The following is an 18,976-nucleotide window of genomic DNA, read 5'->3' as shown; positions in this document are numbered from 1 at the left end:
CACAGGGGCGCGACGGCGGCGGCCCCGGGGATCGGATGATCCCCGGGGCCGCCGTTCGCCGTGGTGGGCCGTCAGTTGAGCTGGACGGTCCCGGTGACGTCGGCGGCCAGGCGGAGCTGGTCGCCGTCGCGGAGCGGGGCCTCCACGCCGCGGGGGAGGCGCTCGCCGTTGACGAACGTCCCGTTGGTGGAGCCCTCGTCCCGGACCCAGGCCGTCCCGGACGGGTCGAGCCACACCGTCGAGTGGCGCCGCGACACGTTGTCGTACTGCGTGAACGTGGCGGCCACCGGCGACTGGCCCGCGTCCCGGCCGAGCACCAGGTGCTGGCCGACGGAGACCTTGAGCTCGCCCGTGGGGAACTGGACGCGCAGGACCGGCGTGCCCTTCTGCGGCAGCGGACGCAGGCACGAGTCGCACTGCGCGGCGCCGGGGTTGCTCAGCACGGCCTCGCAGTACGGGCACATGAACGCCGTGCTGTCGGGCGCGGGCGGGCGCTGCTGGTTCTGCTCGTGCGGCAGCAGCGTCGCCTCACGGCCGTGCGGCGGCAGCGGCGGCTGGCCCCCCATCTGCGGCTGGGGCGGCTGGCCGTACTGCGGCTGCTGCTGCGGGCCGCCGAACTGGTCGTTGGGACCGGGCTGCGGGACGCCGTACTGCTCCTGCGGCTGGCCGTACTGCGGCTGCGGTGGCTGCCCGAACTGGTCCTGCTGCTGCGGTTGCCCGTACTGGTCCTGCTGGGGCGGCTGGCCGTACTGGTCCTGCTGGGGCGGTTGCCCGTACTGGTCCTGCTGGGGCGGTTGCCCGTACTGGTCCTGCTGCGGCTGCTGCTGGTAGGGGTCGGGAGCCGGAGGCTGCTGCTGTTGCGGAGCGCCCCACTGGTCCTGGGGCTGCTGCTGTTGCTGCTGCGGCATGCCCCACGGGTCCTGCGGCTGCTGCGGCTGGGGCGGCCCTCCGTGCTGGCCCGGACCGGGCTGGCCCTGTCCGTACTGCCCCTGCCCCTGCTCGGGCTGCCCGCCGTACTGAGGCTGCCCGCCGTACTGAGGCTGTCCGTACTGGCCCTGCCCTTGCTGCTCGGCGGGCTGCTGCTGGGGCATGGGCGGCCCCCAGGCGTCCGGCTGCTGCTGCTGTTGCTGCTGCTGCGGCGGGCCCCACGGGTCCGGCTGCTGCGCGGATGGCTGCTGAGGCTGCTGCTGGTACGGGTCGGCCTGCTGAGGCTGCCCGTACTGGGGCTGGCCGTGCTGCGGCTGCCCGTGCTGCGGGGCGCCGTACGGCTGGCCCTGCTGCGGACCCGGCGGCGGGGGGACCCGTTGCTGGTCGTACCCGCCCGGACCCGGCTGGGGCGCGCCGCCACCGGCGCGCGCGAGGTTGGCCCCGCAGCTCATGCAGAGCAGATCGCCCGGCTGGAACGGTTCGTCACAGACCGGACAGTTCAAGGTCGCCATGACACATCCCCCGAGCGCACCCCGGCGCGGTCGAGCCTTGACGTGAGGTGCTCCATGTCCCCTCTTCGCGGGATCCCGATGTAGTACACCCGCCTTCCCTCCGGCCCTTCGTCCACGGACACCTGTACTCGGGGCCCTCTTCCTTCTCCAGTGTTCCCGACGCCGGCCACCGCTTCGTACCGTTCGCGTCCCAGCGGGGACAGCGGCACGACGCGCTGGTTGGCCGACCCCCTCCAGAGTAGAGAGCCCTCCCCGGAGTGTCGCCCCCCCGGGTTGAGCCGGTCGACGTACGGCCCGGTGATCACGGCGTCACACATGCCCAGGATCTCGCGCATCTCGGTGGTGCGCGAGAGCCGAGAGTAGACATATCCGCTGTAAACCAATATGTCCAACGCAATCGTCTCACGGCCGCGGGTGTCCTGCCACGTGCGGATACCGCGCAGCAGGGCGGCCAGTGCGGCCGGCTGCTGGAACGGCTCACCGCCCGAGATGGTCACCCCGTCGACCGGTTCCGGCAGGGACGCGAGCCATCCTAGAACCGCCTCGACCGGCACGGCCCTACCCGGGTCGGCCTCCCAGGTGTCACGCGACAGGCAGCCGTGGCAGTGCAGCGTGCAGCCCTGCGTCCAGATGCCCGCCCGGGTGCCGGGGCCGAGTGTGGTCACCGGATAGTGCGCCTTCGCGAGCAGCAGCGTCTCCCCGGCAGCCCCGGCCGCCCCGCCCCCCGCGCCGCCGGCGCCCGCCCGTCCCGCGCGTTCCGGGCTCACTGGAGGTCCAGATGGACGATGCTGCCCTCGCGCCGGATCCCGGTCACCGTGATCTTCTCGTCCGGGACGAGCTCCCGGTCGAACAGCGCGCGCGCCAGCGGGTTGACGAAGTGCGACTCCAGCGCCATGCCGATGCCGCGCCCGCCCTTGTCCAGCTCCTCGGTGCACCACGCGCGGAGCGTCTGCAGGGCGTCCCCCTTCACCGCGAGGAGGAGCCGGTGCTCGTCGGTGACCCGCCGGCAGATGTTCGCGAACTGGAGGTCGAAGATCTTGTGCGCGGCCTCGCCGGAGATGAAGTCGAACACCACGATGTTGTCGCCGAACCGGTTGAGCAGCTCCGGCCGGTTCAGCACCTCGGTGAAGTGGTCGGCGACGGCGCCCTTGATCCGCTGCTCGACCTCGTCGTAGGCCATCCCGGGTGTGATGTTCTGCACACGGTCCGGCGGCGTGTACCCGGACCCGTCGCGGGTGGTGAGGTCCCGGCCCGGCACGAACATCCCGAGGTTCGAGGTGAAGATCAGGATCGACTCGGAGAAGTGCACGGTGTTGCCGCGCCCGTCGGTGAGCCGGCCGTCCTCCAGGATCTGCAGGAACTTGTCCAGGATCCGCGGGTGCGCCTTCTCGATCTCGTCGAAGAGGATCACCCGGAACGGGTCCTCGCGGACGGCGTTGGTCAGCTCGCCGCCCGCCTCGTGGCCCACGTACCCGGGCGGCGACCCGATCAGCCGGTCGCCGGAGCCCTCGCCGGAGAACTCGCTCATGTCGAAGCGCAGGTAGGCCGACTCGTCCCCGAACACCAACTCGGTGATCGCCTTGGCCAGCTCCGTCTTGCCGGTCCCGGTCGGGCCGGCGAAGAACAGCACCCCGCGCGGGCGGCTGCCGGACCGGGTCGCCTGCGCCCCCGACAGCCCGAGCACCGCCCGCTTGAGGATGTCGAGGGTCTTGGTGACCGCCTGCGGCTGCCCGATCACCCGCTCGGGGACGCGCTTCTCCCCCTCCAGCACCCGGCGCCGCAGATGGCCGCGGCTCCACGGGTTGTCGAGGACGCCGAGCTTGTAGGTGCGGACCGCGTCGGGCAGGTCGGCGAGGTCGACGTTGCGCTCCTTCGCCAGCCGGGTCACCTCGATCATCGACTGCAGGGTGAGCCCGTCGGCCTGCTCGGCGAACGCGTCGCACGCCGCCGCCGCCACCTCGTCGGACCCGACGTCGCTGATCCCGAACGCGCGGGCCAGCAGCCGCGCCGTCTCCTGCCGGTCGCCGAGGTGCGGCCGCGGGATCGTGATCTCGCGGATGGTGTCGTTGTCGGCCGTCAGCCACGGCGGCAGGTCGCCCGGCCGCTCCACCAGCCAGATGATCGGGTTGTAGAGCGGCTTCGGCCGGGGCCCCGTCACCCGGACGGGACGGGCGGTGCGCGACAGCTTCGCGGCGAACCGGAAGAAGTCGCGCTCGGCCGGCTCCAGGTCCGTCGGGGTGCGGGCGATCCGGGACGCCGAGTCGATCACGAACGCGGCGCGCACGTTCTCCTTGGGACGGGCGACCGCGGCCAGGTGCCGGGTCAGCCCCTCCAGCGACGGCTTCTCGTCCGCCTTGATCTTGCCGATCAGCGTCTCGGCCGCCTGCGCCGCCTCGTCCGACCCCTCCGGGTAGACCTGCACGCCGTCCACCGGGTCGTACACGACCATGCAGGACGCGCCGCTGGACCGCAGCGTCTCCCACAGCAGCCCGCGCAGCGGCAGCAGCCGCGCCGGCCCGCCGCCCTCCGTCGGCGGCGCCAGGAAGCTGTCGTACAGGTTCCCGGACAGCACGTACTGCGAGTGCACCGACAGGGTCGCGTCCAGCTCGCGGATGAACGGCGGCCAACCCTGCAACCGCCCCCCCAGGGTCGGCGAATCAATGCTCATGCCCGCTCTACTCCCACCTGCCGGCACCCCTGCATCTCACTTGTGACGCTCGCGGGAGCGTTCGCGTTGGCCGGTACGGCCCCTAGTCTGCCGTGCCCCCTCCGAAACCGGCAGCTCACGCACGCCCGGGTCCAGCCGCCAGGCGACGTCCGAGCGGATCCCCGCGTCCGCCAGGCGCGCCCGCGCGGCCTCGAACGCCTCGCACCACTCCCGCTCCCGCTCGACGTCCAGCCGCCGGTCGTCCTCGCTCTCGGCGGGGCGCTCGCGCACCATCGACGCCCGGACGTGCGCGTCGTCGACGCGCATCCGCACGCTGTGGTCCGGCCAGGCGCCCTTCGTCAGCGTCACGGTGCCGTCCTCGGCCGTCAGCGTCTCGAACCCGGCCTGCACCTCGTACCCCATGTCCTCGAACGCGGCGGTGATCGATCCGAGCACGTACCGGCGCTCGGCCTCGGCCTGCTCGGCGGCGTCCCGCTCGGCCGCCCGCCGCCGTTCCTCGTCCCGGCGCTCCCGGACGCGGTCGTTCGCGGCCTGGATCCGCAGCCGCACCTCCTGCAGGACGTCCTCCGCCTCCTCCGGCGTCCCGATCCCGGCCAGCAGCCGCGCCGCCTCGACCACGGCCCGCCGCTCGGCCTCCCCGGCGTCGGGCAGCAGCCGCGCCATGATCCGTTCGAGGTGTTCCCGGACGTCCTCCCGCGGTGGCGGGGGCGCGTCCCGTCCGGTGCCGGTCTGGAGGCCCTCCGCGGGGACCTCGAAGATCTGCGTGCCGACCTGCGCGGCGAGATGCTCGGACAGGCGCCGCTCGGCCTCGTCCAGGACGGGGTCGGTGGCGGCGCACCAGGCCGTCAGCTCCTCGGGGGACCGGTCGGCCAGGTCGAGCGCGTCCGGCACCGCGACGTCCGCGCCGATCTTCGCGCGGGTCCCGGCCAGCGCGGCGATGCGCGCGTTGCGCTCCACGGCCTCCCGCAGCGCCCGCTCGTGCGTCTCCACCTCGGCGAGGGCGGCCGCGCGCGCCTCGGCCCGCCCGGCGGCGAGCGCGGCCAGCGCCTCCGCGCCACGCCCGGCCAGCCCGGCGCCGTGGCCGAGGACGCGGTTCATGCCGAGGCTGAGCACGACCGCCGCGTCCAGCGCGATGTCCGCGTCGATCCCGCTGCTCAAGGGGCCCCTCCGTTCGTCCGTGCCCGCCGCCACTGGTGCAGCCGCACCCCCGCCGCGACGGCGTGTGCGGCGGAGGCGATGACGAGGGCGAGTACCCACAGCGGGCTCGCGATCGACGTCACCGCCGCGATGAGGAGAAGGACGAGCAGCAGCGGAACGACCCCGGCGATGAGCAGGAACCCGCAGCCGCGCCGCCCGGTGCGCTGCGCCGCGCCCGACATCGTCTGGGACGCCTTGGACAGCCCGCGCCCGCCCGCGCCGAGGATGCCGGAGAGCATCGCCCACGGCCCCTCGGGAAGGTAGTCCGCGCCCTGCGTGCGCGCGACCATCACCTCGCTGCCGCACTGCACCCCCCAGGCGAGCACGGAGAGAACGGCGAGGACGCCGAAGGAGAGCCCGGAGGACGAGGTGTGCAGGCCGACCGACGTCGTCCCGCTGTCCTCGCCTCCACCGCCGAACAGGGAACCGACGACCCAGCTCCCCACGAGCCAGAGAAGGAGGAACGGCAGGGTCAGCAGGACGGCCTTGGCCACGGCCGCGTTGCGTCCGGCGAGCCGCCGCCGTTCCCGGTCGGCCCACTGGCCGCGCAGCGCCTCGTCGCGCTGCTCGGCGGCGAGGCGCTCGCGGGCCTGGGACTCGCTCTCCATGACGGCCTCGGGCGCGGCGCGCGTCACCGCGAGCAGCCGCAGCGGGTCGTCGCCGGCCCCGTCCGCCATCCAGGCGAACCACGGGACCCGCCCGGAGACCGACGCCCGCGCCCGCTCCGCGCCCTCGGCGATCAGCCGGTGGGTCTCCGCCGGGCGCGCCGCCAGGGCGAGCAGCGTGAGCAGGACGACCGGCGGCTCCTCCGCCTCGGCGTCCGGCAGCCGCCGCGCGAGGCCCGCCGGGGTGGCCTCCTGGTCGCGCAGCCAGCGGGCCAGGTCGTCCCACGCCGGCACGTGGGCGCGCCACTGGTCGTCGGCGCGGGGCAGGTCCTCGCCGCCCGCGAATCCTGCCAGCACGTGCAGCAGGTGGTGCTCCCACAGGGCCCGCCCGATGAGGCAGGCGGCGCGGTGGTCGGGATGCCGCGGATCCGCGGCCAGGGCCGCCAGGCCGGGCAGGTCGGCGGCGGTGATCCGCCGCCCGAGGAAGTGCGGGGGCAGCGCGGGGTCGAGCCACCGCACCAGGTGCAGGAGCTTCACGTCGGGCGGCAGCGTCGTCATGAGGTGGCCGTCGACGAGCCCGATGCGGCTGTCGTCCGGCACCTCGGCGAGCCACTCCCGCAGGCTCCGCCATGCCTCGCCCGACTCGCCGCGCCCGAAGAAGTACTGCGCGGCGTGGTCCCAGTCGTCGACGAGCGCGCGGGCCAGCTCGCCCCGGTCGGAGTAGCGCCGTCCTCGGAAGGGGAGCCCGTCGCCGGTGTCCGCCTGGACGCTCTCCTCGGCGACCTGGGGCGACCCCCCGTCCAGCCACTCCTGGACCTGCCGGCCCGTCCACCTCCTGCGCGGGTCGCGGGTCAGGAGCCCCTGGCACAGCAGCCGCAGCCTCGGATCGGCGACCTCGTCCGCGCTGACGGGACGCGTCGCCAGATGGTCGACCACGACGGTCTCGCTCAACCCCTGGAACGGCGCCCGGCCGGTCGCCAGCTCCCGGACGATCATGCCGAGCGACCACCAGTCGCGGGCCGGCGACACCTGGCCCGACAGCGACTCCGGGGCCGCGTAGGCCAGCGTCCGCGACGACGACGCGAACACCACGCTCTGGTCGAGGACCTTGCTCAGCCCGAAGTCGGCGATCGCCAGCCGCACCGGCTCGGCCGACAGGACCAGCACGTTCTCGGGCTTGAGGTCCCGGTGGACGATCCCCGCCCGGTGCAGCGCCGCCAGCCCGGCCGCGAGCTGCGCCGCGATCTCGCCGACCGTGCCCTCGGGAAGCGGTCCCTCCTGCATGAGCGTCCGCAGGTTGCCGTCCGGCGCGTAGGCGGCGACCTCGTAGTCGCGCCCGTCCGCGTGCCCCGTCTCCAGGATGCGGAGGACGTGCGGCGAGTCCAGCGCGGGCAGCTTCGCCCACACCTCCCGGTCGGCGCGGTACCCGCGGCGGAAGATCTTCGCCACGAAGTCGGCGCCCTGCTCGTCCCGCACCAGCAGCAGGTCCGACTCGGCGCCCTGCACGGGCAGCTCCGCGACGACCGCGTACCGCTCGCCGAGCACGGCCGGGAGCCGGATCAGCGGGTCGCCGGGCTCCGCCCCCTCCCGCCGGGTCTCCGACGCCCCCCGCGGGCCGGGCACCCGCGCGTCCCGCCGCGTCGTCCCTGCGTCGCGGTGCGTGTCCCGCGGCGGGGTGCCGCCGGAGCCTGGTCCGTACTGGTCCACTGGCCGTCCCGTCTAGCGCTTGTCCTTGATGGCGCGCAGGTACTCGCTGATCTTGAACTGGTTGATGACGAACTCCAGGACGATGCGGGTCGCCAGCAGCAGGAAGAACCACAGGAACGGGGCCGTGAGGATGAGCAGGTAGCCGAACGCCGAGCCCTGGTCCAGCCAGTCCAGCCCGTACCCGGCCAGCAGCAGCGCCAGCATGGTGTACGGGACCAGCGAGAGCAGGTAGATGATCTTGACCACCTTGACGGTGACCATGTGGTCGAAGCTCAGGTCGAAGAGCGCTCCCAGCACCCCTTTGCGCTCCGGACCCGGTGGGGGAGGGGCCCACCCCTGCTGCTGGTACTGGGGCCCCGCCGCGGGCCCTCCGGGGTCCGCCGGGCCGGCCGGACGCGGGACGGGGCCGGGGCCCGTGCCGGGGCCGGGACCGGGGCCGGAGGGCTGCGCCCCGGGCGGGGGGCCGTAGGGGCCGCCCGGCCCTCCGGGCGCCGGCGGGCGCGAGGGCTGACCGGGATCTGAAGGGTGCGTCATCGCCGTCGTCTCCAGTTAGGGGCGCCTACAGGAAGACTCTAGAGCCTGCCCCCGTTCCCACGCCGGAACGGACGCCACGCGCCCGGCGTCATGGACGGCCGGGACAGGTCCTTGTCACCCGGCGGACGCGCCGGCCGGGCCGCGCGGCGGCGGTGGGCCGCGGCCCCTGGGCACTACACCGGGAATCCCTCTCCGGCAAGGGCCCGGCACTCGCCATCACCGAGTCCCGGAATTCCCATGCGTCTCACCGGTCACAACAAGACGAACGATTTTCAACTAATTCTTGACGAGAAGGGATTGGGGGACCCATGTCCAGGGCCCTAGGACCTATTCTCTGGCCGACTGTGGACTTTCGGGCCGTCGTTGATCAGCTACCGCACCTTCGGGAGAATGGCCAGGTGACGGTGCTCTCGGGATGTGAAGTGGCACGCTCCACTCGGGTCCGGGTGCACCCGGGCCGCCGCAGGTCGCCCCCCGGCCGGGGTCGCGCGGGTGGCACCCCGCGACCGTCCCATGTCAAGGTGGCCGCCTTGAGATTCCTCGAACTCGTCACCCGCTCAGGGGAACCTGGGCAATGCCTGAGGCATCGAACAATGCGATGCTCCCGGCCTGAATGTGGGTCACCCCCGCCGGAAGGACTAATCGCTTGAGTGGTGACAACTGTGGTGACTATTGTCAGCGTACTCGTTATCGGGCGAATAGGTCGTCTGTCGCTGGTCCGCTGTTCAGGACGGAAGGGATCCCCCCGGTGAAGCCCGAAGATCATCCGAGGCGCCCGTGACTGCGGTGGTGCTGGTCGGTGACTTTCCCAGCACGGGCATTCTGCAGGCCACCGTGGCCCAGCGGGTGAGCACGGGCGGACCGGACGACGGAGGCCCGCCCGCCTTCATCGACCAGATGGCGCACGCCATCCGGCAGCGCGGCACCGTGCTGGTGCTCTATCCGGCCTGGAAGAAGACGGGCGCGCAGCGGCTGGTCCGCCTGGCGCGATCGGCGATGCTCACCGACCGCGTCGCCGGACTGGCGCTGGACGTCCCGCCGCTCGCGCTGTCGCTGATCGCCGACCAGCTGGCGTTCGCGTCGTCCTATGCCAGGCCGGGCGTCCTCGCGAGCCTGGCCCAGCGGCTCTGCGAGAACGTGCAGGCGGGCGCGTGGGTGAACAGCGTGGCGCGGATGGAGCACATCAAGACCGGTCTCGGGGCGCACGTCTCGTCGTACCTGCCCGGCGCCGGTTTCGCGGTGTCGACGACCCCGCACGCGGCGGTGCACCGGATCAGCTCGGCCAAGCCCGTGGTGGAGCAGATGTTCCGGCCCGCCGACCCGGTTCTGATGCTGTACGGCGACGTGAACGGCGACCTCGACTGGCTGCAGAACAGGCTGCGGCCGACGCTCGGGGCGGCCTCGGTGACGGCCGTCGCGCCCCAGCCGCTGAGCGCGGAGTACTGGGGCACGAAGAAGTACACCGAGTTCGTCGCGTTCAGCGGTCATCCGCAGGCACTGCAGAGCCTGCTGGCCGGTTCTCTGTACGCGCCGTGCGGCTGGTGCGGCGAACCGACCGCCCTGCCCGAGTGCCCCTTCTGCTTCATGGTGCAGACGGCGCACGCGCCGGCCGCCCCCCAGGGGCCGTCGCAGGGGCCGTCGCAGCCCCCGTCGCAGTCCCCGCCGCCGGTCCAGCCCCAGCCCGGGCCACCGGTGCAACCCCAACCCCAGCCCCGGCCGCCGGCGTTCCGGCAGTCGGCCCCTCAGCCGGTCCAGCCGCCGGCTCCCCAGCCGGTCCAGCCGCCGGCCGCCCAGCCCCCGAACACGCCCCCGACCACGCCCCCGTCTCCGGTCCAGCCCGACCACGTGGAGGCGCCGCCCACGCGACCGCAGGTCCCGCACCGTCAGGGGCGTCCGCAGCCGGCGCCGCCGCCGGGCCCGCACCCTCCGCGGCCGCAGTCGTCCCAGCCCCGCGATCCGCGGGCGGCCTCCCCGGCTCAGGCCGCCGGAGACTCGCCCGCACCGGCCCGCAGGGAACCCGTCCTGGCGGCGCCGGTCGGTCCGCACCTGGGCGCGAGGGGCCATGACGCCCCCGAATCGGGCGTGGACACCATCGAAGAGGCGGACCGCACGCGCGTGCAGATGCCTCCCGGCTCATGGGGCAGTGCCGCCGCGCCCGGTGATCATCGGACCGGCGGAACGGAAAATCCCACGGGAAAAACGGAAACGACCGAACCCGCCGACGATGAGGCGCGTCCATCCAAGCACACGACGTCCATCGAAACGCTCCTGAACGACTCCCAGCCCCCACGGTCCGCGGCGTCGGACCCCCCGCCCGAGCGGATGCCGACCCCCGACGACGAGTGGCGCACCGGCACCGTCGCCTTCCGGCCGCAGCCCCGCCGGTAAAGCCTCCCGACCCCCTGATGAGAAAGCGAGTCCCATGAACCCGCGCCAGCGACGTGGAGTTCTGCTGATGATCTTGGCTGCGCTCGGCGCCGTTGCCGTGTTCATCAGCATCATCGGATATGTCGGCTCCGTTCGGGCCGAGGTCGGCGTGAAGACCGACGTGCTCCAGCTCAAGCGCAACATCCCGGCCTTCAGCCCGGTGACCGCGGACGACCTCAACCGCATCCAGGTGCCGAAGAAATGGTCGCCGAACACGATGGTGACCGACCTGTCCCAATTGGAGGGAAAGGTCGCCGCGGCCGACCTCCTGGCGGGGTCCTTCCTGCAGACCGGGATGATCGTCCCGGGCCCGACCCTGCAGCCCGGCCAGCGCGAGATCGCGATCATGATCGACGCGGAGACGGGCGTGGCCGGCAAGGTCCACGAGGGGATGCCGGTCGACATCTACGCCACCTACCAGGCGCAGAAGGGCAACGCGCAGCAGTCCTGCGCGGCGCGGATCGTCAGGGCGGCCCGGGTCATCCAGATCGGCCAGGAGACGCAGGTCAAGGATGCCAAGAACAGCTCGGTGACGGAGTCCCAGGTGCCGATCACGTTCGCGCTCAGCGCCGCGGACAGCCTGAAGCTCACCCGTGAGGAGAGCTTCGCCGAGAAGATCAGGCTCGCCCTCATCGGCGGATCGGGGACGGGCGTCGACGGCGTCAAGCTCCCGCCGGTCTGCGAAACCGTCCCGGCGAGGTGAGGCCGCATGACCATCCAAGTCCTCCTCGGCGTCGAGGACCGTGATCTCGCCGCCTCGCTCACCGGCCAGTTCCGCGAGCTTCCGGACATCAAGATCATCGCGGTCGAGGCGTCGTCCAACCATCTCGCGAGCACGGTCGCGACCGTCCCGCAGCTCGACGTGGTGCTCGTGCACCAGGGGCTCGGGCCGCTGCCGGCCCTGGACCTCATCCGCGACCTGGTCGTCCGGCAGCCGCAGCTCGCGGTCATCCTGATCGCGGACGAGGCGACCGCGGAGACCCTGTCGGGGGCGATGGCCGCCGGCGCCCGCGGCGTGATCTCCAACGAGCCGACGCTGTCGGAGCTGCAGAGCCGCATCCACCAGGCGGCGGAGTGGTCGCGCACGATGCGCAGCCACTTCACCGGCGCCGACGTCGCGGGGCAGAGCGGCCGGCTGGCCCGGCTCGTGACGCTGTGCGGCGCCAAGGGCGGCGTCGGCACGACGACCCTGGCGATCCATCTCGCCATCGCCGCGAGCAGCGTGGGGCAGAAGGTCTGCCTGGTCGACATGGACCTGCAGAACGGCGACATCCCCGGCTACCTGGACGTCCAGCACCGGCACAGCATCGCCGACCTCGCGGCGGCCGCCGGCGACCTGGACGGCGCGGTGGTCGCCGAGGCGCTGTTCGTCCACCCGTCGGGCCCGCACCTGCTGCTGGCGCCCGGGCACGGCGAGGACGCCGAGGAGATCTCCGCGCGGGCCGTGCGCCAGATCCTCACCGTGGTCCGGTCCCGGTACGACATCGTGATCGTGGACGGCGGGACGCACCTCGCCGACGCCAACGCGATGGCGGTGGAGCTCGCCGACGAGGCGGTCATCGTCGCCACGCCGGACGTGCCCGCGCTGCGCTCCGCCCGGCGGCTCGCGCGGATGTTCGCGCGGCTCGCGATCCGCAAGGAGGAGGAGCTGAGCGTCCTGCTGACGCGGCAGGACAGGCGCAACGAGATCCAGCCCGACCTGGCCAAGAAGATGGTCGGCTCGCCGCTGCGCGGCGTGACGGTGCCGGCGGGCTTCCGCGCGCTGGAGGAGGCCGCGAACACCGGGTCGCCCGCCGCGGTCAAGAACTCCGACTTCCGCAAGGCGATCGGCAAGGCCGCCGCGGACCTCGGCCTGCTCGGCGCCGCCCCCGCGCCGGACGCGGCCCACCCGGTGCCGCTGCAGAAGTCGGGCGACCGCGGCGCCGCCGCGGTGGAGTTCGCCGGGCTGTTCCCGCTCATCATGCTGGTGTTCCTGCTGGTGTGGCAGGTCGTGCTGGTCGGGCTCACCTCCACCTACTCGAGCCACGCGGCGAACGAGGCCGCGCGGGCGGTGGCCGTGATCGGCTACGACAAGCGCGACACCCCGGAGGCGAGGGCCAACCGGGAGGAGGTGCGGCGCCGCGCGATCAGCCGCATCCGGGGCGACTGGAAGGACCGCGACCACCTCACGATCAACGTCGTGAACGGCTACGCGGTGGTCACCATCGACACCCCGATCCTGATCCCCGGGCTCCGCAGCTCGTGGGGCATCCAGACCAGAACCAAGATCGTTGACGAGGGTGAGGGGTGACGCACGTGGCCGCGCACGACTCCCGGCGCCGGGGCGACTCCGGCGCGGTGGCGCTCGAGTACGCGGGCACGGTGCCCCTCGCGTTCTTCGTCATCTTCCTCGCGTTCCAGGCGTACGTCTCGTTCACCACCGTGTCCCGCGTGGAGAACATCGCGCGCACCGGGGCCCGGGAGGCCGGCCAGCGGTACGAGCCGGGCCTGTGCGTCCAGTACGCCAACAGCGTCCGGCCGGCCTGGCTGAACGACTACAAGATCGAGGGCGGGAGGACCAAGGTGGCCGACGGCGACGCCGTCTACTGCCACGTGGAGGCCAAGCTTCCGATCATCTGGAAGGGCATCCCCCTCGACTACACCGTGACCCGCACCGTCACCATGCCGCTGGGATAGCAGATGGCACTGAAGGATCGTCTCGAAGACGACCGGTCGGCCAACGACCGGACGAGCAGGAACACCGTCCAGCACTGGCGGCAGCGCCTGCTGGAGGAGATCAACCTCGACGAGCTCGCGCGGCTCACGATGGCGCAGCGCCGGGCCCGGCTGGAGAAGGTCGTCGGGCTGCTGGTCACCCGTGAGGGCCCCGTCCTCGCCGCCGGGGAGCGCGCCAACCTGATCCGCCGGGTGGTGGACGAGGCGCTCGGCCTCGGCGTGCTGGAGCCGCTGCTCGCCGACCCGAGCGTCACCGAGATCATGGTGAACGGCCCGGACGCGATCTTCGTGGAGCGGGCCGGCCGGGTGCACCGGCTGGACGGCGGCTTCGCCAGCGAGGAGCAGCTCTACCAGACGATCGACCGGATCGTCGCGCAGGTCAACCGCCGGGTCGACGAGTCGAGCCCCATGGTGGACGCGCGGCTGCCGACCGGGGAGCGCGTCAACGTCATCGTCCCGCCGCTGTCGCTGGTCGGCCCGATCCTGACGATCCGGCGCTTCCCGCGCGCCTACTCGATCGAGGAACTGGTCGGCATGGAGTCGATGGACTCGGCCACCGGCATGCTGCTGTCCGCCTTCGTCCGGGCCCGCCTCAACCTGGTCATCTCGGGCGGTACCGGCACGGGGAAGACGACGATGCTGAACGCGCTGTCGGCGTTCGTCCCGGACCACGAGCGCATCATCACCATCGAGGACTCCGCGGAACTCCAGCTCAAGCAGGAGCACATCATCCCGCTGGAGTCGCGCCCGCCCAACATCGAGGGCAAGGGCGCGATCACGATCCGCGACCTGGTCCGCAACGCGCTGCGGATGCGTCCCGACCGCATCATCGTCGGTGAGGTCCGCGGCGGCGAGACGCTCGACATGCTCCAGGCGATGAACACCGGTCACGACGGCTCGCTGGTGACGGTGCACGCCAACTCCACCGAGGACACCGTGCACCGCCTGCAGACCCTGGCCAGCATGAGCGACGTCAAGCTGCCGTTCGAGGCGATCCGCGACCAGATCGCCAGCGCGATCGACTGCGTGGTCCAGCTCAGCCGCGGCCCGGACGGGTCGCGCCGGATCACCGAGGTCGCCGTGGTGGACCCGGCCCGGCGCGACCAGTTCAAGCTGCAGCCCGTGATGCGCTTCGTGCCCGAGCCGATCGGAGCGGACCGCGTGGTCCGCGGGACGTTCCAGCCGATTCCCCTGCCGGAGGCGCTGCTCACCCGGATGTTCCATGCCGGGGAGAGCGTCCCGCCGATGTTCGCGCAGCGCGGGAACGGCGGCGGTCACGTCCACGGGGGCGGCCTGAACGGCAGCGGACCGCGGGTGAGCCCATGACCCGCATCGACGAACCGACGAGGGAGTGTGCGCGGTGAGCCTTCCACTGCCCGTGATCCTGGCGCTGCTGGTACTGACGCTGGCCCTCGCGGTCTGGGGGATCGGCGACCTGGTGATCGGTTGGGGCCAGCGCAGCCGCCTGGTGGCCCGGTCCGCGATGGTCACCGACGAGAAGGTGACCGGCCTGCTCGGACGGCTGGAGCTGATCATCCGCCGCACGGCGATGGGCAAGACGCTCGCCCGGCGGCTGGCGGCGTCCGGGATGCGGATCCGGGTGTCCACGTTCGTGCTGCTGATGTCCGCGACCGGCGCCTTCGCGATCTTCCTCATCGGCAAGTGGATGGCGCCGCTCTTCGGGATCGCCGCCGCGATCGGCGTCGGCTTCGCCTTCCTGTCCTACGTCCGGCGCCGGGAGGAGCGGCGCAAGGAGGAGTTCATCGCCCAGCTCCCGGAGCTCGCGCGCGTGCTGTCCAACGCCACGCACGCCGGTCTCGTCATGCGCACCGCCATCGAGATCGCGGCGGACGAGCTGGCGGACCCGGCCGGAGAGGAGCTGCGCCGCACCGCGGACGCGCTGCGGCTCGGGCAGTCGGTCGACGAGGCGCTCCACGACCTCGGCGAGCGGCTTCCGTCCCGCGAGCTCGGCGTGCTGATCAGCACGCTGCTGGTGTCGGCCCGCGCCGGCGGATCGCTGGTCACCGCGTTGCGGACAATCGCCACCACGCTGGAGGAGCGCAAGGAGATCCGCCGCGAGGTCAAGACCATCATGGGCGAGGCGGTCGTCACCAACTGGGCGATCGGCCTGCTCGGGATCGCGGGCCTGGCCATGGTCAACGTCATCATGCCCGACTCGCTCCGGATCATGAGCGGCAAACCCGTGGGCCAGATCATCCTGGCCGTCGCCGGCGGCCTGTTCATCGCCAGCCTGGTCATCATCAGCCGGATGACCCGGATCGACGTGTGAGGTGGACATGGTCATCTATGCCATGGCGGGCGGCGCGGCCCTGTGCGTTCTCATGGGCATCCTCGGGCTCGCCCTGCTGACCGCCGACCAGCGCGTCGCCACCTCGGCGGTGCCGGTGGCCGGCAAGCCCGACAAGAACGAGACGTTCGTCCTCGACGTCATCGCCGACCGCCTCGGGCGGCCGTTCACGAGCATGACGATGGAGCTGCTCGGTCCGTGGCGGCCGAAGATCCGCAAGCGGATCGACGCGGCGGGCCGTCCCGGCGGGATGACGGTGGAGACCTACTCCCGCCGGACCGCGGGCTACACCGTGCTGTTCGGGCTGCTCGGCCTCCTGCTGATCGTGAACGGCCAGCCGCTGTTCGGCATCCTCGCCTTCTTCGGAAGCCTGCAGACCGAGCTCGTCCTCTACAGCAAGCGGGCCGCGCGGCAGGACAACATCCAGCGGTCGATGCCCGACTTCCTCGACGTGCTCGCGGTGACGGTGAGCGCGGGGCTGAGCTTCCGGCTGGCGCTGTCCCGCGTGGCCGAGAGCATGCCGGGGCCGCTGGCGGAGGAGTTCATGGTCGCGCTGCGCCAGATGGAGCTCGGCACCCCGCGGCGGGAGGCGTTCGAGGACCTGCGCAACCGCAACAGCTCCGAGGCGGTGAACCTGTTCGTCACGGCGATCCTGCAGGCCGAGGAGCTCGGCGCGCCGCTCGGCACGGCCCTCGTGGACATCGGCGCGGACATGCGCCGCGAGTCCGCCCAGTGGGCCAAGCGCAAGGCGCAGCGCACCACGCCGAAGATCACCGCCATCACGATGTCGATGACGCTCCCCGCGCTCATGCTGGTCGTGCTCGGCGCACTGTTCATCGGGTCCGGAATGGGGGGTGCAAGTGGGCTCTTCGGGCAGTAGAGGCGGGGTCTTCCCGGAACGCGTGGGGTCGGCGTTCCGGATGCTCATGGAGATCAGGATGCTGATCACCGCGTTGAGCATGCTGCTCCTGCCGCGCGAGCAGCTGACGGTCGGCGTGTTCGCGCTCATGATGACCATGGTGCTCGTGTCGTGGGGCACCGCGCGCAAATGGCGGATCGTCGCTCCCCGCGTCGCCGCGCACCCGGCCCTCTACACCCTCGACATGCTGCTGTCGTTCGCGGTGCTCGGCGTCGGCGGGATCGCGGGTCCGTACTTCCTGTCCACCGTCGCCACGGCCACCATCGCCGGGCTCCTCTACCGATGGCAGGGCATGCTGGCCGTCGCCGGCCTGCAGATCCTCGTCTACTACCTGACCTACGTCCTCACGGCCACCGAGATCGAGACCGTGACCTTCCAGACGTTACTGGGGCAGCCCCTCTACTACCCGCTGGCGGGCTTCGCCGGCGTCGCGCTCCGGCGCCTGCTGGACGACTACTCCAGGAAGGAGGCCGCACTGTGGCAGGCGCAGGTCCTCGCGGCGGCCTCCGAGGAGCGGGCCAGGCTCGCCCGCGAGATGCACGACTCCCTGGCGAAGACGCTGCGCGGTATCGCGCTCGCCGCGTCCACCCTGCCGCTGTGGATGTCCAGGGACCAGGTGCGGGCCGCGGAGGAGGCGTCGCAGATCGCGCTCGCCGCGTCGGTCGCCTCCCGCGAGGCGCGCGAACTGCTCACCGAGCTTCGCGACGACGCCGTCACCCGCTCCCTGCACGAGGCGCTCAAGGAGACCGCGAACCGCTGGGGAGAGACGGCGGGGGTGGCCGTGACCTGCGATCTCGACCTCGACGTCGAGCCCGAGCTGCGTATGCGCCATGAGGTGGTCGCCATCCTCCGGGAGGTGCTGACCAACGTCGAGCGGCACGCGAAGGCGGATTCGGTGCGGGTCGAACTCACCAAGGAACAGGATGATCTCGTGCTGACCATCGTCGACGACGGCAGCGGGTTCCGTCTCCAGCAGCTGACGGACCTGGCACGTGACGGGCACTACGGCCTGATCGGCCTGCACGAGCGCGCTCAGCGCGTGGGCGGGACGGTGGCGATCTCGTCGGAGCCGGGGACGGGGACGACCGTGTCCGCCCGGCTTCCCGTGGACCTGACCGGCGAGCGCCGGCTGGCGGAGGTGGGTTGAGATGACGGTTCCGCGCGTCGTGGTCGTCGACGACAACGTGGTGGTCCGCTCGGGCCTCGCCTCCCTGGTGGAGGCGTCCGGTGCGGAGGTCGTCGGCGAGGCGGGCGACGGACGCACCGCGATCGAGCTGGTCGACAGGCTGAAGCCCGATCTCGTGCTGCTCGACGTCCAGATGCCCCTGATGGACGGGGTCGCCGCCGCGCAGGTCATCAGCGGCAAGACGCGCGTCATCATGCTCACCTACACCGAGGACCCGAAGGTCGTCCGCGCGGCCATCAGCAACGGCGCCGTCGGGTACCTGGTGCACGGTTCGTTCACTCCCGAGGAGCTGGCCGCCGCCGTGCACGGCGTGGTCAACGGCTCCAACCCCCTCTCGCCGTCGGCGGTCTCGGCTCTGGTCGGCGCGGTGCAGTCCGACCTCCGGCCGCCCCAGCCCGCACCCGAACCCCGGCCGGAGCGGCCGGCGGAGCAGGACCGGCGCGAGCGGCCCACACCGCTGGCGCGCGGCACCGGTGACTTCGGGCTGTCCGCGCGTGAGGCCGACGTGATGCGGCTCATCGCCCGGGGCCGGTCCAACGGCCAGATCGCCCAGCAGTTGTTCCTGGCGGAGAAGACCGTCAAGAATCATGTGAACCGCATTTATGCCAAGCTCGGCGTGACCTCGCGCGCCGCCGCGATCGCACAATGGATAGGCACGTCGGAAGAGGCGGACGGATGACGCCGGAGCCCTTGGCGGCCGGAAAGGATCCGTTCTTCTGGGTCTGGGGGCCCTGTCGAGGTTGGGTCCGGGAGACGGCCGCAATTGGGCCGCTGGGCCCTGGGGAAGGCTATCTGAAATCCCTACTGTTGTCTGTGTCAGGGCGAGACAGAAACAGCCGGGAGGCACCAGATGAACCCGATGATCCCCCTCTTCGTCACTCTTCAGACCTTCGTTCAGGACCGCGTCGAGCAGCTCAAGGAGAGGCACGACCGGGGCGCGAGCGCGCTGGAGTACGGCGCCCTCATCATCGTCGCGGCCCTGATCGTCGGCATCCTCTACACCGCCATCAACACCACGGTCCGGACCAAGATCACCGAGGCGATCACCAGCCTGTTCAGCCCGGGTGGCGGCGCCTCCACCTGATCCCCGGCGACGTCACGACCGGACCGGCTCGAAGCGATCCGTCAACGCCCGATGGGGAGACCGCGGCAACCGCGGTCTCCCCATCGGGCGTTGACGGTTTTCTGCTTTTTAGAGAGGAATCATGAATCATCGCATGTCTGCGGGGCGGCGCGCCGTTCGTTTTGTCGCGGTTCCGGCCGCCTTCGCC

At 72.1% G+C, this 18,976-nt stretch carries 17 protein-coding genes; 11 read left to right on the top strand and 6 right to left on the bottom strand.

The window, feature by feature from the left end:
* Window positions 1-71: 71 nt before the first annotated feature.
* A complete protein-coding gene (locus tag K8Z49_RS19250) occupies window positions 72-566 on the bottom strand; it encodes an FHA domain-containing protein (RefSeq protein WP_161791066.1) in 495 nt (164 codons plus the stop codon).
* Between K8Z49_RS19250 and K8Z49_RS19245 the strand changes: the two genes are divergently transcribed.
* On the top strand, window positions 537-1,523 hold the full coding sequence (locus tag K8Z49_RS19245; RefSeq protein ID WP_412520128.1) for a hypothetical protein: 987 nt from the start codon (window positions 537-539) through the stop codon (window positions 1,521-1,523). The genes K8Z49_RS19250 and K8Z49_RS19245 overlap by 30 nt on opposite strands.
* On the opposite strand, the gene K8Z49_RS19240 is transcribed toward K8Z49_RS19245, so the two are convergent.
* The 5 genes from K8Z49_RS19240 to K8Z49_RS19220 all read right to left on the bottom strand — a co-directional run bounded on the left by K8Z49_RS19240 (window position 1,427) and on the right by K8Z49_RS19220 (window position 7,913).
* The gene (locus K8Z49_RS19240; protein WP_412520126.1) at window positions 1,427-2,104 is read right to left on the bottom strand and encodes a 4Fe-4S single cluster domain-containing protein; all 678 of its coding nucleotides are present in this window, start codon (window positions 2,102-2,104) and stop codon (window positions 1,427-1,429) included. The genes K8Z49_RS19245 and K8Z49_RS19240 overlap by 97 nt on opposite strands.
* 98 nt (window positions 2,105-2,202) lie before the next feature.
* Entirely contained in the window at window positions 2,203-4,107 is a 1,905-nt protein-coding gene (locus K8Z49_RS19235; RefSeq protein WP_024936699.1) for an AAA family ATPase, read from the bottom strand.
* A gap of 36 nt (window positions 4,108-4,143) precedes the next feature.
* On the bottom strand, window positions 4,144-5,265 hold the full coding sequence (locus K8Z49_RS19230) for a transcriptional regulator (RefSeq protein WP_024936698.1): 1,122 nt from the start codon (window positions 5,263-5,265) through the stop codon (window positions 4,144-4,146).
* Window positions 5,262-7,616, bottom strand: a complete 2,355-nt coding sequence (locus K8Z49_RS19225; protein ID WP_412520123.1) for a serine/threonine-protein kinase — start codon at window positions 7,614-7,616, stop codon at window positions 5,262-5,264. The genes K8Z49_RS19230 and K8Z49_RS19225 overlap by 4 nt, the downstream gene beginning before the upstream one ends.
* A gap of 12 nt (window positions 7,617-7,628) precedes the next feature.
* Window positions 7,629-7,913: a DUF4282 domain-containing protein gene (locus K8Z49_RS19220; RefSeq protein ID WP_052357981.1), complete on the bottom strand. Its 285-nt coding sequence runs from the start codon at window positions 7,911-7,913 to the stop codon at window positions 7,629-7,631.
* Window positions 7,914-8,927: 1,014 nt separating this feature from the next.
* Here K8Z49_RS19220 and K8Z49_RS19215 point away from each other — a divergent pair.
* The 10 genes from K8Z49_RS19215 (at window position 8,928) to K8Z49_RS19170 (ending at window position 18,789) form a co-directional block, all read left to right on the top strand.
* Window positions 8,928-10,538, top strand: a complete 1,611-nt coding sequence (locus K8Z49_RS19215; RefSeq protein ID WP_412520121.1) for a hypothetical protein — start codon at window positions 8,928-8,930, stop codon at window positions 10,536-10,538.
* Window positions 10,539-10,605: 67 nt separating this feature from the next.
* Complete coding sequence (gene cpaB / locus K8Z49_RS19210) at window positions 10,606-11,280, top strand: Flp pilus assembly protein CpaB (protein ID WP_021594668.1); 675 nt, start codon at window positions 10,606-10,608, stop codon at window positions 11,278-11,280.
* 6 nt (window positions 11,281-11,286) lie between these two features.
* Window positions 11,287-12,867, top strand: coding sequence for an AAA family ATPase (locus K8Z49_RS19205; protein ID WP_021594669.1), 1,581 nt, complete (start codon window positions 11,287-11,289; stop codon window positions 12,865-12,867).
* Window positions 12,864-13,253 (top strand): TadE/TadG family type IV pilus assembly protein, encoded by a 390-nt coding sequence (locus K8Z49_RS19200; RefSeq protein ID WP_021594670.1) that lies wholly within the window; start codon window positions 12,864-12,866, stop codon window positions 13,251-13,253. Before K8Z49_RS19205 ends, K8Z49_RS19200 begins: the two co-directional genes overlap by 4 nt.
* Before the next feature lie 3 nt (window positions 13,254-13,256).
* Window positions 13,257-14,618: a CpaF family protein gene (locus tag K8Z49_RS19195; protein ID WP_021594671.1), complete on the top strand. Its 1,362-nt coding sequence runs from the start codon at window positions 13,257-13,259 to the stop codon at window positions 14,616-14,618.
* Between the two features lie 34 nt (window positions 14,619-14,652).
* Window positions 14,653-15,582 carry a type II secretion system F family protein gene (locus tag K8Z49_RS19190; protein WP_024934129.1) on the top strand — a complete coding sequence of 310 codons (930 nt, stop codon included), beginning with the start codon at window positions 14,653-14,655 and terminating at the stop codon, window positions 15,580-15,582.
* Window positions 15,583-15,589: 7 nt separating this feature from the next.
* The gene (locus tag K8Z49_RS19185; protein WP_021594673.1) at window positions 15,590-16,480 is read left to right on the top strand and encodes a type II secretion system F family protein; all 891 of its coding nucleotides are present in this window, start codon (window positions 15,590-15,592) and stop codon (window positions 16,478-16,480) included.
* 58 nt (window positions 16,481-16,538) lie between these two features.
* Window positions 16,539-17,666 (top strand): sensor histidine kinase, encoded by a 1,128-nt coding sequence (locus K8Z49_RS19180; RefSeq protein ID WP_161790961.1) that lies wholly within the window; start codon window positions 16,539-16,541, stop codon window positions 17,664-17,666.
* Between the two features lies 1 nt (window position 17,667).
* Entirely contained in the window at window positions 17,668-18,384 is a 717-nt protein-coding gene (locus K8Z49_RS19175) for a response regulator (protein WP_021594675.1), read from the top strand.
* A gap of 171 nt (window positions 18,385-18,555) precedes the next feature.
* Window positions 18,556-18,789, top strand: coding sequence for a hypothetical protein (locus K8Z49_RS19170; protein ID WP_021594676.1), 234 nt, complete (start codon window positions 18,556-18,558; stop codon window positions 18,787-18,789).
* The last annotated feature ends 187 nt before the right edge of the window (window positions 18,790-18,976 follow it).

It is taken from the genome of Actinomadura madurae, assembly GCF_047130825.1.
Lineage (GTDB): Bacteria > Actinomycetota > Actinomycetes > Streptosporangiales > Streptosporangiaceae > Spirillospora > Spirillospora madurae.
Note: the sequence above shows the minus strand (reverse complement) of the source record. Positions and strands in the feature narration are given on the sequence as shown.

Excerpts from the sequence above, each read along its gene's own strand:
- K8Z49_RS19235 (WP_024936699.1), bottom strand. The coding sequence starts at position 4,107 with ATGAGCATTGATTCGCCGACCCTGGGGGGGCGGTTGCAGGGTTGGCCG.
- cpaB (WP_021594668.1), top strand. The coding sequence starts at position 10,606 with ATGATCTTGGCTGCGCTCGGCGCCGTTGCCGTGTTCATCAGCATCATC.
- K8Z49_RS19250 (WP_161791066.1), bottom strand. The coding sequence starts at position 566 with ATGGGGGGCCAGCCGCCGCTGCCGCCGCACGGCCGTGAGGCGACGCTG.
- K8Z49_RS19180 (WP_161790961.1), top strand. The coding sequence starts at position 16,539 with ATGCTGATCACCGCGTTGAGCATGCTGCTCCTGCCGCGCGAGCAGCTG.
- K8Z49_RS19175 (WP_021594675.1), top strand. The coding sequence starts at position 17,668 with ATGACGGTTCCGCGCGTCGTGGTCGTCGACGACAACGTGGTGGTCCGC.
- K8Z49_RS19170 (WP_021594676.1), top strand. The coding sequence starts at position 18,556 with ATGAACCCGATGATCCCCCTCTTCGTCACTCTTCAGACCTTCGTTCAG.
- K8Z49_RS19195 (WP_021594671.1), top strand. The coding sequence starts at position 13,257 with ATGGCACTGAAGGATCGTCTCGAAGACGACCGGTCGGCCAACGACCGG.
- K8Z49_RS19185 (WP_021594673.1), top strand. The coding sequence starts at position 15,590 with ATGGTCATCTATGCCATGGCGGGCGGCGCGGCCCTGTGCGTTCTCATG.
- K8Z49_RS19205 (WP_021594669.1), top strand. The coding sequence starts at position 11,287 with ATGACCATCCAAGTCCTCCTCGGCGTCGAGGACCGTGATCTCGCCGCC.